The 13,835-nt window shown below is 71.5% G+C and carries 12 protein-coding genes and 2 pseudogenes; 7 read left to right on the top strand and 7 right to left on the bottom strand.

The window, feature by feature from the left end; translation table 11 throughout:
• Positions 1-47: 47 nt before the first annotated feature.
• Positions 48-716 (bottom strand): annotated as a pseudogene (locus tag A4E84_RS06475) (IS701 family transposase); the annotation flags it as partial.
• The gene (locus A4E84_RS06470) at positions 713-1,054 is read right to left on the bottom strand and encodes a DUF6233 domain-containing protein (protein ID WP_237304866.1); all 342 of its coding nucleotides are present in this window, start codon (positions 1,052-1,054) and stop codon (positions 713-715) included. The pseudogene A4E84_RS06475 and the gene A4E84_RS06470, both read right to left, overlap by 4 nt.
• Between A4E84_RS06470 and A4E84_RS06465 the strand changes: the two genes are divergently transcribed.
• Both A4E84_RS06465 and A4E84_RS06460 read left to right on the top strand, forming a co-directional pair.
• The gene (locus tag A4E84_RS06465; protein WP_062925624.1) at positions 1,053-1,271 is read left to right on the top strand and encodes a LexA family protein; all 219 of its coding nucleotides are present in this window, start codon (positions 1,053-1,055) and stop codon (positions 1,269-1,271) included. The two genes, A4E84_RS06470 and A4E84_RS06465, sit on opposite strands and share 2 nt — an antisense overlap.
• A 540-nt stretch (positions 1,272-1,811) precedes the next feature.
• A complete protein-coding gene (locus A4E84_RS06460) occupies positions 1,812-2,063 on the top strand; it encodes a hypothetical protein (RefSeq protein WP_062925623.1) in 252 nt (83 codons plus the stop codon).
• A gap of 455 nt (positions 2,064-2,518) precedes the next feature.
• On the opposite strand, the gene A4E84_RS06455 is transcribed toward A4E84_RS06460, so the two are convergent.
• Both A4E84_RS06455 and A4E84_RS06450 read right to left on the bottom strand, forming a co-directional pair.
• Entirely contained in the window at positions 2,519-3,394 is an 876-nt protein-coding gene (locus A4E84_RS06455) for an undecaprenyl-diphosphate phosphatase (RefSeq protein WP_062925622.1), read from the bottom strand.
• Between the two features lie 158 nt (positions 3,395-3,552).
• Positions 3,553-4,023, bottom strand: coding sequence for a winged helix-turn-helix transcriptional regulator (locus tag A4E84_RS06450; protein ID WP_062925621.1), 471 nt, complete (start codon positions 4,021-4,023; stop codon positions 3,553-3,555).
• A gap of 93 nt (positions 4,024-4,116) precedes the next feature.
• On the opposite strand from A4E84_RS06450, the gene A4E84_RS06445 reads away from it, so the two are divergent.
• Positions 4,117-5,286 carry a thiolase family protein gene (locus A4E84_RS06445; protein ID WP_062925620.1) on the top strand — a complete coding sequence of 390 codons (1,170 nt, stop codon included), beginning with the start codon at positions 4,117-4,119 and terminating at the stop codon, positions 5,284-5,286.
• A 20-nt stretch (positions 5,287-5,306) separates the two neighbouring features.
• Here A4E84_RS06445 and A4E84_RS06440 read toward each other — a convergent pair whose 3' ends face one another.
• Positions 5,307-6,098, bottom strand: coding sequence for a TVP38/TMEM64 family protein (locus A4E84_RS06440; RefSeq protein WP_062925619.1), 792 nt, complete (start codon positions 6,096-6,098; stop codon positions 5,307-5,309).
• Between the two features lie 351 nt (positions 6,099-6,449).
• Here A4E84_RS06440 and tuf point away from each other — a divergent pair, with 351 nt between their 5' ends.
• Both tuf and A4E84_RS06430 read left to right on the top strand, forming a co-directional pair.
• Positions 6,450-7,619 carry an elongation factor Tu gene (gene tuf / locus A4E84_RS06435; RefSeq protein ID WP_062925618.1) on the top strand — a complete coding sequence of 390 codons (1,170 nt, stop codon included), beginning with the start codon at positions 6,450-6,452 and terminating at the stop codon, positions 7,617-7,619.
• Positions 7,620-7,733: 114 nt separating this feature from the next.
• Entirely contained in the window at positions 7,734-8,579 is an 846-nt protein-coding gene (locus A4E84_RS06430; RefSeq protein WP_062925617.1) for a spermidine synthase, read from the top strand.
• A 250-nt stretch (positions 8,580-8,829) separates the two neighbouring features.
• On the opposite strand, the gene A4E84_RS06425 is transcribed toward A4E84_RS06430, so the two are convergent.
• A complete protein-coding gene (locus A4E84_RS06425; RefSeq protein WP_062925616.1) occupies positions 8,830-9,843 on the bottom strand; it encodes a DUF8017 domain-containing protein in 1,014 nt (337 codons plus the stop codon).
• 174 nt (positions 9,844-10,017) lie between these two features.
• On the opposite strand from A4E84_RS06425, the gene A4E84_RS06420 reads away from it, so the two are divergent.
• Positions 10,018-10,455 carry a DUF4442 domain-containing protein gene (locus tag A4E84_RS06420; protein ID WP_062925615.1) on the top strand — a complete coding sequence of 146 codons (438 nt, stop codon included), beginning with the start codon at positions 10,018-10,020 and terminating at the stop codon, positions 10,453-10,455.
• A 67-nt stretch (positions 10,456-10,522) separates the two neighbouring features.
• On the opposite strand, the pseudogene A4E84_RS06415 reads toward A4E84_RS06420, so the two are convergent.
• Positions 10,523-11,451: pseudogene (locus tag A4E84_RS06415) on the bottom strand (UTP--glucose-1-phosphate uridylyltransferase); the annotation flags it as partial.
• A gap of 249 nt (positions 11,452-11,700) precedes the next feature.
• Between A4E84_RS06415 and A4E84_RS06410 the strand changes: the two are divergent.
• Entirely contained in the window at positions 11,701-13,602 is a 1,902-nt protein-coding gene (locus A4E84_RS06410; protein ID WP_335340823.1) for an RICIN domain-containing protein, read from the top strand.
• Positions 13,603-13,835 lie beyond the last annotated feature (233 nt).

Genomic DNA, 13,835 nt, shown 5'->3' with positions numbered 1-13,835 from the left:
CCAGCACCTCAGCAGGTCCTGAAGAACGTCGAGGACCTGGTAGAGAGTCAGGCCGGTGTGTGGACTTTTGGGTCGAGCCGCCTGAGGGTGAGGAATGCCTGGGCGGCGGTGACGAGGGTGACGTGGTGGTGCCAGCCGCGCCAGGTGCGGCCCTCGAAGTGGTCCAGGCCCAGGCCGTGCTTGAGCTCGCGGTAATCGTGTTCGATCCGTCAGCGCATCTTGGCCCACCGCACCAGGTCAGCCGCCGGTGTGGTGGCAGGCAGGTTCGATATCCAGTAGGCCGTCGGAGCGTCCTGGCCGTCCGGCCATTCGACGAGGAGTGTCTGGACGGGCAGGACGCCGTCCCACCGGTTGCGGCCGCCGCCCGCCTCCTGCGCTGCGGCCAGGGACTGCTTGCCCGCGGGCCGCACTGTCAGCACCGCGAACCGCGAAGTCATCGCGCCTTTGCTGCCCTGCCTCCAGGTCACCTCGGTGAACCGCTCCGCACCCGCCTCCGCCGCGAGGACGCAGACGGCTCGCGGTGAGGTGCGGTAGCGGGCAAGGGTGGGCGGTCCGAGCCCGCCATAAGCAGGCTGGTGCGGCTCAACATCTTCCGGGTGAGCGACTTCCTTCCCGTTCAGGGCCAGGACATAGGACAGCCCTCGCTCCTGGAGACCGAGCCGGAACGGGGTGCTGACGCCGTAGCCGGCGTCAGCGACCACGACCGGCGCCTTCAACTTCGACCCCGTCGGCGAGCGCCCCGCAGCGCCTCGTCCCGCCGGATGCCGCGGGTGCGCTTCCCTGCGTTCCAGCAGCCGCCGACGTGCACCTGCACGGGCGGCGCGTCCCGGTTGAGGCCGAGCTCGATCAGCCAGTCCGGGGGCGCCGGCCGGGCCTCGATCCCGCGCTGCCGCTCCGCTTCTCGCCGCTCGGCCGCCACGATGGCCCGCCGCACCTCGTCGAGGGTGAGCGCGAGCCACGTCTCCAGGGTACGGAGGCGGGGCAGGTCGGGCGGCAGGTCGGTCACGTCTCCCAGCTTGCCCCAAAAATCGAACAAGGTTTCTACTGGGCTCATGGGCAGATACCGCGAGTACCTCACCGAGAGGCAGGAGCAGATCCTCCGCCACATCCGCATGGCCATCACCGGCCAGGGTGACGCGCCCACCGTCGCCGAGCTCGCCGCTGCCATGGGCATGCAGCCGTCGTCGCTGCACTACCAGCTGCGGGAGCTGGAAACGAAGGGCGCGATCGTCCGCGAACCGCATCGCCACAGAGGGATCCGCCTCGCGTGAACCCCGACCGCTACCACCTCACCCTCACCACCGACGGCCGCCCAGCCATGCACGGCTGGTGGGGGAGCGAAGCCGTGGCCCGCGGGAAGGTGACGTCCTGGATCGGGCAGTGGGGCCGCCCCGGGGCGCGCATCATCCACTGTTCGTGTCTGTGGCACGAGCACTTGAATGGCGCCCCGTCGGTGGTCACGCACCGGTGGGGCGTCGCGGTGTCAGCCCTCGGCCACCTCGGGCTCCGCGTGCCGCACGGCCTTCTTCAGCGCCATCTCCAGGGTGTCGGGGAACTCTATGTCGCTCACGAGCGGATCCTACGGGGCGTCATCGGCGGTCTCCGACGGGGCGGCCACTCCGTGAAACGGCGCATCTCGGCTGACCGTTCAACTATCCGCGCGCATGGTCGCCTTCGACATCCCAGGCCCCAGGGCAGGACGGACCACGCGGTGCCCTTGGGAACGCGTTCCGCTCGACATGCGAGCAGGTGTCCGCCGGGCCATCGTGAGAATAGGAGAAACGTTCCTCACCATCCCTTGGGAGGGCAACATGCAGCAGTCCGACACCCAGGCGAAAGCCTACGAAGAAAACGCGGCCGACTTCCGCAAACTCGACGACCAGATACACAGCATGCGGGAAGCCGCCCGGGCGCGGCTGATGGACAACGGCTGGGAGCCCGACCCCAACGACGGCATCCCCTGCCTGGCCTGCCCGTGCCCCGACTTCGAGTTCGGCCCGAACGGGCGATGCGGAAGGGGCAGTTGCCGGCACACCTTCGGGGCCCACGACCTGCCCGTCTGAAAGCCAGTTCCGGCATACTCGCGCGCGCCCCGCGCGGATTGTGACGGGACTTACCTGCCTTCGTGCAGGGCGCGGCCAGCTTGGTCATTTCCCCGCGCACTGCCTCAACCCATTCGTCCCGCAGCGCCTCGTACCGCTCCCGGGTCGGCCCCCACAGCCAGCCGCCCGTCTCCTGCAGCAGGACGCGGATCTCCGCCTGCACGACAAAGGTAGGCCGCGACGGCCCGACGGCGGGGGAGTGGTGGGCATGATCCGAGTCTGGGGCCCGGGTCTGACAGTGGGCTATGACTTCGGAGGCTGCGGCAGCTCCGTGACGAACGATTCTCTCCCCTCCCAGTGGGAGAACGCTGGGAGAATCGGGCTGCAAATCACTCCGGTTGGCTACGCGTATCCGCGAGAAAGTACGTGGAGAGGCACGCGAATAGGCACTCAGGAAGAGTGGTTAAGAGGCCGGGTCAGCCCGCCGACTCGGCCGCGTGAGGGCTCAGGGCACCCATGCTGACCAGCACGATGATGACGATGCCGAGGGCGATGCGGTAGTAGACGAAGGGCATGAAGCTCTTGGTCGAGATGAACTTCATGAACCACGCGATCACGGCGTACCCGACCCCGAAGGCGATCACTGTGGCGAAGATCGTCGGTCCCCAGGAGACGTGGCCGCCCTCCGTGGCGTCCTTCAGCTCGAACACGCCGGAGGCGAGCACCGCGGGGATGGCGAGGAGGAAGGAGTAGCGGGCCGCGGCCTCGCGCTTGTAGCCCATGAAAAGGCCGCCGCTGATGGTGGCGCCGGAGCGCGAGACGCCCGGGACGAGCGCCATGGCCTGGCAGACGCCGTAGATCAGGCCGTCCCGGACGCCGAGGTCCTCAAGGGCCTTGCGCTGCTTGGGCGCGCGGTGCTTGCCGCCGCTCTCGTCGCGGGCCGCGAGCCGGTCGGCGACGCCCAGGACGATGCCCATGCCGATCAGCATCGTCGCGGTGATCCGCAGATCGCGGAACGGTCCCTCGATCTGGTCCTTCAGCGTCACGCCGAGCACGCCGATCGGGATCGAGCCGACGATCACCAGCCAGCCCATCCGGGCATCGGGGTCACTGCGCAGCGCCTTGTCGGTGAGCGAGCGCGTCCACGCCGAGATGATCCGTCCGATGTCCTTGCGGAAGTAGATCAGCACGGCTGCCTCGGTGCCGATCTGCGTGATCGCCGTGAAGGCCGCGCCCGGGTCCTTCCAGCCCGAGAAGGCCGCCGTCAGCCGCAGGTGGGCGCTGGAGGAGACGGGGAGGAACTCGGTCAGCCCCTGGACGAGTCCGAGGATGAGTGATTCGAACCAAGACATGAGGTAACGGAGTCCAAGTGCCGATCGTGGGACGGACGACGGACACACCGGATTGCCGTTGCGGGGAACGGGGGATCAGGTGTGCCGAGGGGGAAGCGTAGCGCCCCCGGAAGGCCACCCGGACACAGGGGTTGGATGCGGCTCCCGACCAGCGGCGATCAGGCCGCGGTGGGTCCGGTCACCGTCCAGCCGGGCGTCTGGGGGCGGGCCGTGAGGTCCTCGTGGCGCACCTCGTCGCCGCACAGCCGGCAGGTGACGGCCGGGGTGAGGGTCTGGCCGCAGGAGTGCTCCAGGAGCATCGGACGGTCGCCGTCGGGCCGGAGGTGGCGGTCGCCCCAGGCCATGAGGGTCACCAGTACCGGCTCCAGTTCCAGTCCCGCCCGGGTCGGCCGGTACTCGAAGCGCTGCGGACGTTCGCTGTACAGGTGCTTGGCCAGGATCCCGGCGTCGACGAGCCGGCGCAGCCGGGTGGCCAGGATGTCGCGCGGGGCGCCGGTGTTGCGGACCAGCTGGTCGAACCGGCCGTTGCCCAGGCACACCTCCCGCAGTACCAGCAGGGAGTACTTCTCGCCGACGAGCGCGAGGGTGTCGGCGATGGAGCAGGGGCGCGGGTCTTTGCGGGCGGCCATGAGGCCCAGTCTAGGAGAGGGTTGGAATTTCCAACCCTCGGGGCTACGGTGAGTTCGGATTTCCTACTCACAGGTAGTCGTGGAGGCCCGCACATGCGTGACGCAGTCATCGTCGAAGCCGTACGCACCCCCATAGGCAAGGGCAAGCCGAACGGCGCCCTGGCACACGTCCACCCGGTGGACCTCCTCGCCCACACCCTGCGCACCCTCGTCGAACGGTCCGGGATCGACCCGTCCCTGATCGACGACGTCATCGGCGGCACAGTCGACCAGGTCGGCGAACAGGCCATGAACACCACCCGCTACGCCGTGCTGTCGGCGGGATTCCCGGAGTCGGTGCCCGCGACCACCGTGGACCGCCAGTGCGGCTCCTCCCAGCAGGCCGTGCACTTCGCGGCGCAGGGCGTCCTCTCGGGCGCGTACGACCTGGTCGTGGCCTGCGGGGTCGAGTCGATGAGCCGGGTGCCGATGTGGTCGAACGTGCCCGCCGGCGCGGACCCCTTCGGGCCCGGGGTGGCCGAGCGCTACCCCGAGGGGCTCGTCCCGCAGGGCATCAGCGCCGAGCTGATCGCCGCGAAGTGGTCGATCGGCCGCGAGCAGATGGACGCCTTCGCCGTCTCCTCGCACCGGAAGGCCGCCGAGGCCTGGGAGAGCGGCCTGTTCGAGGCCGAGGTCGCGCCGCTGGAAGGTGTCGCGCGCGACGAGTGCGTCCGGCCCGGCAGCACCACCGAGATCCTCGCCGGGCTCAAGCCGGCGTACCACGACCCGGTCTTCGCCGAGCGCTTCCCGCAGATCGAGTGGAACGTCACGGCGGGCAATGCCAGCCCGGTCAACGACGGGGCCTCGGCGGTGCTCATCACGTCGAGCGAGACGGCGGCCCGGCTGGGACTGCGGCCCCTCGTCCGGCTGCACAGCTTCGCCGTCACCGGTTCCGACCCGCTGCTGATGCTCACGGGCGTGATCCCGGCGACCGAGAAAGTCTTGCGCAAAGCGTCGCTGACCCTCGACGACATCGACCTGTTCGAGGTCAACGAGGCGTTCTCCAGTGTCGTCCTGGCCTGGCGGCAGGAGACGGGTGCCGACCTCACCCGGGTCAACGTGCACGGCGGGGCCATCGCCCTCGGGCATCCCCTCGGCGCGAGCGGCACCCGGCTCACGACGACGCTGGCGCACGCGATGCGGGAGCGGGGCGCGCGGTACGCGCTCCAGACCATGTGCGAGGCGGGCGGACTCGCCAACGCCATGGTGCTGGAACGGGTGTAGCCGGGCGGTGTGACAGGGCGTCAGAGGCGGCGCAGCTGGTGCCGCTTGCGCCAGGCCACCACCACGCCCGCCAGCGCGGGCAGGGCGATGCACGCCAGGGCGATCAGGAAGGCGGGCGAGGTCGGGGTGGAGGCACGGGCGCCCGCGACGGCGTAGGCGGCGGTGTTCGGGATCGAGCCGAGGCCCGTGGCCAGCAGGAACGGCAGCAGGCCCATGCGGGAGACGGAGGCGCAATAGTTCGCGGCCCAGAACGGCACACCCGGGAACAGCCGCACCGCGAGCATCGAACGGAAGCCGTGCCGGCTGAGCTGGCCGTCCGCGGCCTCCAGCCAGCGCCCCCGCAGCAGCGGGCGCAGGGCGTCCTGCCCCAGCGCCCGGCCCAGGCAGAAGGCGATCCCGGCACCGAGCACCGTCCCCGCCAGCGCCACGCCGAGGCCGAGCTGCGAACCGAACAGGGCACCCGCCGCCAGGTTCAGCAGCGGCCTCGGCACGAACGCCACGGTGCACACGCCGTACGCCACCGCGAACACCGCCGCGGCCGCGGCACCGCCGAGCTGTGGCGGCCAGCCCTCCGTCAGCAGTCGCTGCGGCTCGAACAGCAGCACGCCGCAGGCGCCCGCGGCGAGCAGCGCGACGAGCAGGGACAGCCGCGACCACGGGGACAGCAGAACTCTCGTGCAGCGGGCGGCGAAAGAGGGCGGTACGGCGGGCGAGGCGTTCGTTGCCGGGGGAACGGCGACGGCGAGCTCCGCGGCGGTGGCCCGGGGAGAGGCCGTGGCGGTGCCCCCAGAGCGGGTGGTGGCATCGAGCATCCGGTGACACTAACCGACAAATGTGTGTGATCGCCGTATGGTTCGTCTCACGGGCGTCACAGCCCGGCATGCGCAGCGGGGCGCGCAGCCTCGTGCGCAGGCAACCTAAAACCATTCGACGTGCGGTAAAGCGTCGGCAATGATCGACGACATGTTCCGGTACGCCTTCACCCTCGCAGCATCCGTGGTCACGGATGCCCCGAAGGCTGCCGTCGCCGATCTCACGGCCGTCATGGACGGCGCCCGAAGCTGACCCTCTCCGGTTCGTCCGGCGGACCCCGCAAGGGGAGGGTCGGGCAGGTCCTCGGGGTCCCACTTCTTCTTCGCTGATACACGCTTCGAGGTACAGCCATGTCCAAAACGGCCTACGTCCGTACGAAACCGCATCTCAACATCGGCACGATGGGTCATGTCGACCACGGCAAGACCACGTTGACGGCCGCCATCACCAAGGTCCTCGCCGACCGCGGCAGTGGCGCGTTCGTGCCGTTCGACCGGATCGACCGGGCGCCCGAGGAGGCGGCGCGCGGCATCACCATCAACATCGCGCACGTCGAGTACGAGACCGACACCCGGCACTACGCGCACGTCGACATGCCGGGCCACGCCGACTACGTCAAGAACATGGTCACCGGCGCCGCCCAGCTCGACGGGGCGATCCTCGTCGTCTCCGCGCTCGACGGGATCATGCCGCAGACCGCCGAACACGTCCTGCTCGCCCGGCAGGTGGGCGTCGACCACATCGTGGTCGCCCTCAACAAGGCCGACGCGGGGGACGAGGAGCTGACCGACCTGGTCGAGCTGGAGGTCCGCGACCTGCTCACCGCGCACGGCTACGGCGGCGACTCCGTACCCGTCGTACGCGTCTCGGGCCTGAAGGCTCTGGAGGGGGACCCGCGCTGGACGGCGTCGATCGAGGCGCTGCTCGACGCGGTGGACACGTACGTGCCGATGCCGGAGCGGTATCTGGACGCTCCGTTCCTGCTGTCGGTGGAGAACGTGCTGACCATCACCGGGCGGGGGACCGTGGTGACCGGGGCGGTCGAGCGGGGTGTGGTGCGCGTCGGTGACCGGGTCGAGGTGCTCGGGGCTTCCGCCGAGACGGTGGTCACGGGTCTGGAGACCTTCGGGAAGCCGATGGACGAGGCGCAGGCCGGGGACAACGTGGCCATGCTGCTGCGGGGTGTTCCGCGGGACGCCGTCCGGCGGGGGCACGTCGTCGCCGCCCCCGGGAGCGTCGTGCCGAGTCGCCGGTTCACCGCGCAGGTGTACGTGCTGTCCGCGCGTGAGGGCGGGCGTACGACGGCTGTCTCCAGCGGGTACCGGCCGCAGTTCTACATCCGTACCGCGGATGTGGTCGGGGACGTCGACCTGGGGGAGGCGGCGGTGGCCCGGCCCGGTGACACGGTGGTGATGACCGTGGAGCTGGGGCGGGACGTGCCGTTGGAGGCGGGGCTCGGGTTCGCCATCCGTGAGGGTGGGCGGACTGTGGGAGCGGGGACCGTGACCGTGGTGGGTTGAGGTGGCGGGGGACTGCGGGCCGGGTTGAGGTGGCGGGGGACTGCGGGCCGCCATGGGCTGGTCGCGCAGTTCCCCGCTCCCCTGAGCTGCGTCGACCCATCGCACAATGGAGCAGTGAACGATCCCATTCCCGTGACCAGGACCACCGATCACGGCACCGCCAAGCTCATGCCGGACGTCGACCGGGAGCGAGCATGGCTGCTGACCGTCGACGGGGCGCCTCAGTCGTACGTCGACCTGGATGAACCGACGCATCTGGAGTTCGAGTACACGCGGCGGCTCGGGCACGTGCTGGATGTCCTGGCCGAGCCGGGGCGGGCGCTCGACGTGGCGCATCTCGGGGGAGGCGCGCTCACCCTGCCCCGGTACGTGGCCGTGACCCGGCCGGGCTCGCGGCAGGACGTCGTCGAGGCGGACCGGGGGCTGCTGGAGCTGGTGTCCGGGCACCTGCCGCTGCCGGAAGGCGCGGACATCGCCCTGCACGCGACGGATGCCCGGGTCTGGCTGGAGCACGCTCCTGCGGCCTCGGCGGATGTTCTCCTCGCGGACGTCTTCAGCGGGTCGCGGGTGCCGGCGCACCTCACCTCCGTCACCTACGTCCGTGAGGCCGCGCGGGTACTGCGAGGACACGGGGTCTATCTCGCCAACCTCCCCGACGCCGCGCCCTTCGCCTTCCTGAGGTCGCAACTCGCCACCCTGGCCACCGCCTTCGAGGAGCTCGTGCTGATCGCCGAGCCGGGGGTGCTGCGGGGGCGGCGGTTCGGTAACGCCGTGCTCGTCGCCGGTCATCAGCCGGTCGACGTCGCCGCCCTGGCCCGGCTCACCGCCGCCGACGCCTTCCCGGCCCGGGTCGAACACGGCTCAGGGCTGCGGGAGTTCATCGGCGATGCGCGACCGGTGGGGGACGCGGACGCCGTGCCGTCACCCGTGCCCCCGGACGGGGCGTTCGGCATCGGCTGAGGCACGCTCGGTGCCGCGCATGCCACCGGCGTGGTCCGGCGGCTCGGTTCGCGGTGGCCCGGGATGCGGAGCACGACCGCGCCGGCCGGGCGGGACCGGTGCCGGGTCCGCACCGGCAGCCGCCGTGTGGACGACGAGTCCGTCTCGGGGCGCTGGGTCCGCGGACACCTGAAGGGCTGACCACCCTCGCGAAGCTTCGGTGAGCCGGGCCCGTCCCCGTCGCAGTGGGCGGGCCCGTTCCGTTTCCGGATCAGCCGCCGGTCGGCTCGCCGTGCAGCCGGACCGTGCTGAGGATCTTCAGAATGGTCTTCTCGGGCACCTCGCCCTTGACGCCCTTGGCGCCGAAGAAGCTCCACGCGACGAAGTCACCGGCGGAGTTCTTGAAGCCGAACGTGACCGCCTTGCCGTCGCTCGCGCACTTGCCCTTGTCGGGCGTGTTCTCCGAGTGCGCCCAGGCGACGCTGCCCTTCACGCCCGAGGCGGTCGTGTAGGGCTTGGCCTTGTCGTCGGCCTTGACGCTCTTCTTGTCCGGCTGCGTGTAGCCGCCGTACACCCACCAGGCCACCTGGTTGACCGCGACCTCGTCCGTGTCCTTGGCGCCGTCGGCACCCTTGGTGCCCGCCCCGGCCAGCGACTCGGTCTCGGTCCGGCCGTCCTTGTTGTCGTCGCTCGTGCACCACTTGGACTTGTAGAACGCCGGCGCCGACATGAGGATCAGCGGCTTGCCGTCATCGGACTTCTCGTCCTCGAAGAAGACGGACGACGTCGGGGAGGCCACCTCCCAGTCCGCCGGGACGTCGAAGGCGGTGCCCCACTTGGGGTTGATGACGACCTTCCAGCCCTTGACCGTGGGCTGCGCCGCCTCGCCGCCGCGGGGGTTGTCGCCGGTGGTGCCGGGGCTCGGCTCCTCGGACGGAGGACTCGACGCGGCCTTGTCCTTCTTGCCGCTCTTGCCGCCGTCCGCCGTGTCGTCCTTGTCGCCGCCCAGCACCAGGAAGCCGGTGACACCGGCCGCTACGACCACCGCCGTGGCGGCGATGATCGCGACCAGCTTCGTCCGGTTGCCGCCGCCACCGCCCTGCGGGGGCTGCGGCGCGCCGGCCGGCGCGGGGGTGCCCCACTGCGGCTGCTGCCCATAGGGGTCGGGCTGCTGCTGGTACCCCGGCTGCTGGTACGGATTCGGCTGCTGGTACCCCGGCTGCTGGTACGGGTTGTTCGCCTGCGGGTTCTGCTCGCCCCCGGGCGGCTGCTGTCCTGGCCACATGAGCAGTCACCCTAGCCGCGCCCCGGACACGATTCGGTCACTGCCCGTGGACGGAGATGTAGCAACCCGGGGAGCGGGCGGTGCGGATGTCGTGCGGGCCGGTGCGGCGGTCGTCACACGGCCTGGTCAGCGGTCTCTACTCGTGAGTAACATGCGGCCATGAGCGCAGACCAGATGTCCATCGGCGAGATGCTTGCCGCCACGGTGCCCATGGCCCGGACCCTGAACCTCGAGTTCCTAGAGACCTCGCCGGAGCGGGCGGTGCTGTCGCTGCCGGACCAGGCCGAGTTCCACAACCACGTGGGCGGCCCGCACGCCGGTGCGATGTTCACGCTCGGCGAGTCCGCGAGCGGGGCGATCGTGCTGGCCGCGTTCGGGGACCAGCTCTCGCGCGCCGTGCCGCTCGCCGTCAGCGCCGAGATCTCCTACAGGAAGCTGGCGATGGGCGCCGTCACCGCCACGGCCACTCTCGGCCGCCCGGCCGCCGAGGTCGTCGCCCAGCTGGACGCCGGTGAGCGCCCCGAGTTCCCGGTGGCCATCGCCCTTCAGCGGGCCGACGGTGCCGTCACCGCCGAGATGACCGTGGTGTGGACCCTGCGGCCCAACAGCTGACCGGGCTGTCGCGTGTGCGGGGACCCCGGCCGGGTGCCGGGGCTTTCGCATGTCGCGCCGCCACGTCCCGGGGTGCGGGGCGCGTGCCGTCCAGCTCCCCGAGGAACACCCTGAGCCATGTCACGAACTCCGGCCCCAGGTCGGGGCGTTCGCAGGCCGGCCTGACCACCGTGTGTAGATAGCCGGCCTTGTCGCCGGTGTCGTGGCGCAGGCCCTCGAAGACGACCCCGTGCACCGTGCCGCCCGCGGCCGGCTCCTTGCAGGGCGTCGGTCAGCTGGATCTCGTCGCCCCGGCCGGGCGGGGTGCGCTCCAGGGCGGTGAAGCCGTCCGGGTCGAGGGCGTAGCGGCCGATGGCGGCGTATCGGCGGTGCGTCCTGCGGGGCCGGCTTCTCGACCAGGCCCGTGACACGGGCGACGCCCTCCTCGCCGGTCGGCTCGACGGCGGCGCAGCCATAGTGGTGGATCTGCTCGGGCGGGACCTCCATCAGGGCGACCACGCTGCCGAGCAGGCGGTCGCGGACGCCGAGCATCCGGCTCGGCGGAGTCTCGCGAGGGCCGATCAGGTCGTCGCCGAGGAGGACCGCGAAAGTTTGGTGGCCGACATGGTGGCGGGCGCACAGCACGGCGTGGCCCGGGCCGAGCGGCTCCCCCTGCCGGATGTGGTGGATGCTCGCCAGCTGCGCCAGCTGTGCCAGCTATGCCGGGTAGCGCACCGCGTCCAGCCGCACGGTGTCGCCCTTGGCCGCGAGGGCCTGCTCCAGCTCGAAGGCGTGGTCGAAGTGGTCCTCGACGGCCCGCTTGTGCCGGCCGGTGACCATCGGGACGTCGTCCAGTCCCGCCGCTGCCGCCTCCTCGACGACGTACTGGATGGCCGGCTTGTCGGCGGCCGGCAGCATCTCCTTGGGCGTCGCCTCCGTGGCGGGCAGGAAGCGGGTGCCGAGACCGGCGGCCGGGGAGTTGGAGATTTCGTGTACCAATCGCCTTTGCGCGCACACAACTTGTGATCCCCGGCGGCCCCGTTTTCGAAAGCCGGTGCGGATACCGCCGGTAACGTATCTGAAATTCCCGCGTTTTGAACTCGGGTCATCCGAACTCCTTGTTACCAGTGAGTCGTATGTGCGAAAGTGAGCCACCTCACAGCCGGGTCCCCAGCTGACACGGCACAGGTATGCACCAATCACGCACCTGCTTTCCGACGGACGCGCAATTCGCCTGCCGTTCTGCGGCTGGAAGGAAATGGTTCCGTGCAATCCCCCAACCCCCCACGCCCGCCGTACCCGCCACGACCCGGAGCGGGGCCCGCGGAGTCCGACTCCAATCTTCTCGCCCGGGTGGGAGAACCCGCCGAAGCGCCGCGCGCCGTAGCGCTGTTGCTGGCGCGGCACTGGCGCTCGGTCTACGAGTACGCCGTGATCTGCCTGGCGTCCTCGGAGGACTCCGCGGCGATGGCGGCAGCCGCCGCCTTCCGGGAGGAACTGGCCCGGCCGGGCGGTGGCGCCCTGCGCCCGCGGCTGCTCAGGACCGTCCGGGAGACGGTCGGGAAGTGGGCCGCCGACGACGGGATTTCCGGAGTACTGCCGGAACTCCGCAAAACCGTCGGCGCCCGCGGCCTGCGCGCCGCCCGCCCCAGCACACCCGAAAGGCGACGCCTCGCGGAGCGCGCTTTCCGAGGCCTTCCGGGTGCTTCCCAATGCCTGCTGTGGCACACGGAGGTCGAGGCCGAGCCCATATCCGTACCGGCCGGTCTGCTGGGAGTGGACGCAGCTACCGCTTCGGCCGCCCTGCTGCAGGCGCGCGAGCAATTCCGGTCGGGATGCGTACGGGCGCACCGGGAACTCGCACCGACGCAGGAATGCCGCTACTACAACCGCCTGCTGGACGTTCCCATGCGCCGTGGCGGGGCCCTGCTGCCGGATGTGCAGCGGCATCTCATGGCATGCCGCTACTGCCGTCACGCCGCCGAACAACTCAGCCATTTCGAGGGCGGTCTGGAAGACCTGCTCGTGGAGACGGTGCTCGGCTGGGGCGCCCGCCGCTACCTCGCGTCACGGCAGGGCCGCGGCGAGGGCCACAGCGCCCTGCCCCCCGGCGGACGGCACCGCTTCCGGCCCCGGACCGACCCGGCGACCGGCCGGTCCCTGTCGCCGAGGAGGCACACGAAGGCACTGGCCGCCGCGATCGGGGTGACCTCCCTCGTGCTGCTGGCGACCCTGCTCACCGCCCGGGGCTGGACGGAGGAGAGCGGCACCGCCGGCCCACGGGCCACCTGGGGCGCGGTCAGCGGTCACTCCGTCGCTCCGGACGGCGCGGGATCCGCTCCCAGGGAGCCGGACTCCACGGCGGCCTCGTCCGAGGGGTCCTCGCCCGTCGGTGCCCCGTCGGCCGCCTCCGCCGGCAGCTCCGCGGAAGTGGCCCGGGGGCGCCTGCGCAACCTCGACGACGGCCTGTGCCTCGACGTCCGAGGCGGCCGGGTCCGGGCTGAGGTCCGCATCGTGCTCACCGCCTGCTCCGCGGGCGGGTCCCAGCAGTGGTCGTACCAGGAGGACGGCGTCCTGCGCAGCGGCGCCGACCCCACCCTGTGCCTCGGCTCCGACCCGGCCGAGGGCTCGGTCGTCCTGGCCGGCTGCCTGGTGCACGCCGGAGTCGTCCGCTACGACCTGACCGTGCGCGGCGAACTGCTGCCGCGCGGCGGCGGGGGACTGGCCGTCGCCCCCGGCCAGGGCCGGGACGTGATCGTCACCCGCCGCGACGGCTCCGCGGCGCAACGCTGGACGGTGGAACCGCCGGATGCCACCGGCGGCCCGGGGGAGGCGCTCCGGCGGAAGCGGGCCGAGGACTCGCCGCGCGAGAGCCGCGAGGAGCGCGAGCAGCGCCCGCAGGGAGAGGCCCCGCCCGGGCAGCGGCCCGAACCACCGCGCAGCGGGTCCGGGGAACCTGCCCAGGAGCGGTACGGGATGCGGTTCGCGCCCGTGGACTGCTGTGAGGAAGGCGAACCCGGGACCGGTGAACCCGGGACCGGTGAACTCGGGACCGGTGAACTCGGGACCGGCGAGACCGGCACGCGGCCCGGTGCCGACGTCCTCGGTCCCGCGACCGCCACCGTGACCGACGCCGTGACGGCACTCCACTCCGCCGCCCTGTCTTAAACGGACCGGGGGGCGCCCGCTCTGCCTTGGAACGGACCGGGGGGCGCCCGCTCTGCCTTGGAACGGACCGGGGGTCGCCCGCCCGTGCACCCCGGGGCGCGGCGCAGCGCTGCGGGGACACCGGCGGCTCGCCCTGCGGGGACACCGGCGGCTCACCCTGCGGGCCACGACCGGGTGCCCTGCACCGGCCCCTCACCCTGTGGGTCGGCGGCGTCGGCACGGGATCTGCGGCG

The organism is Streptomyces qaidamensis (assembly GCF_001611795.1).
Lineage (GTDB): Bacteria > Actinomycetota > Actinomycetes > Streptomycetales > Streptomycetaceae > Streptomyces > Streptomyces qaidamensis.
The sequence above is the reverse complement of the archived record's forward strand: the minus strand, read 5'-3'. Positions and strand labels throughout refer to the sequence as shown.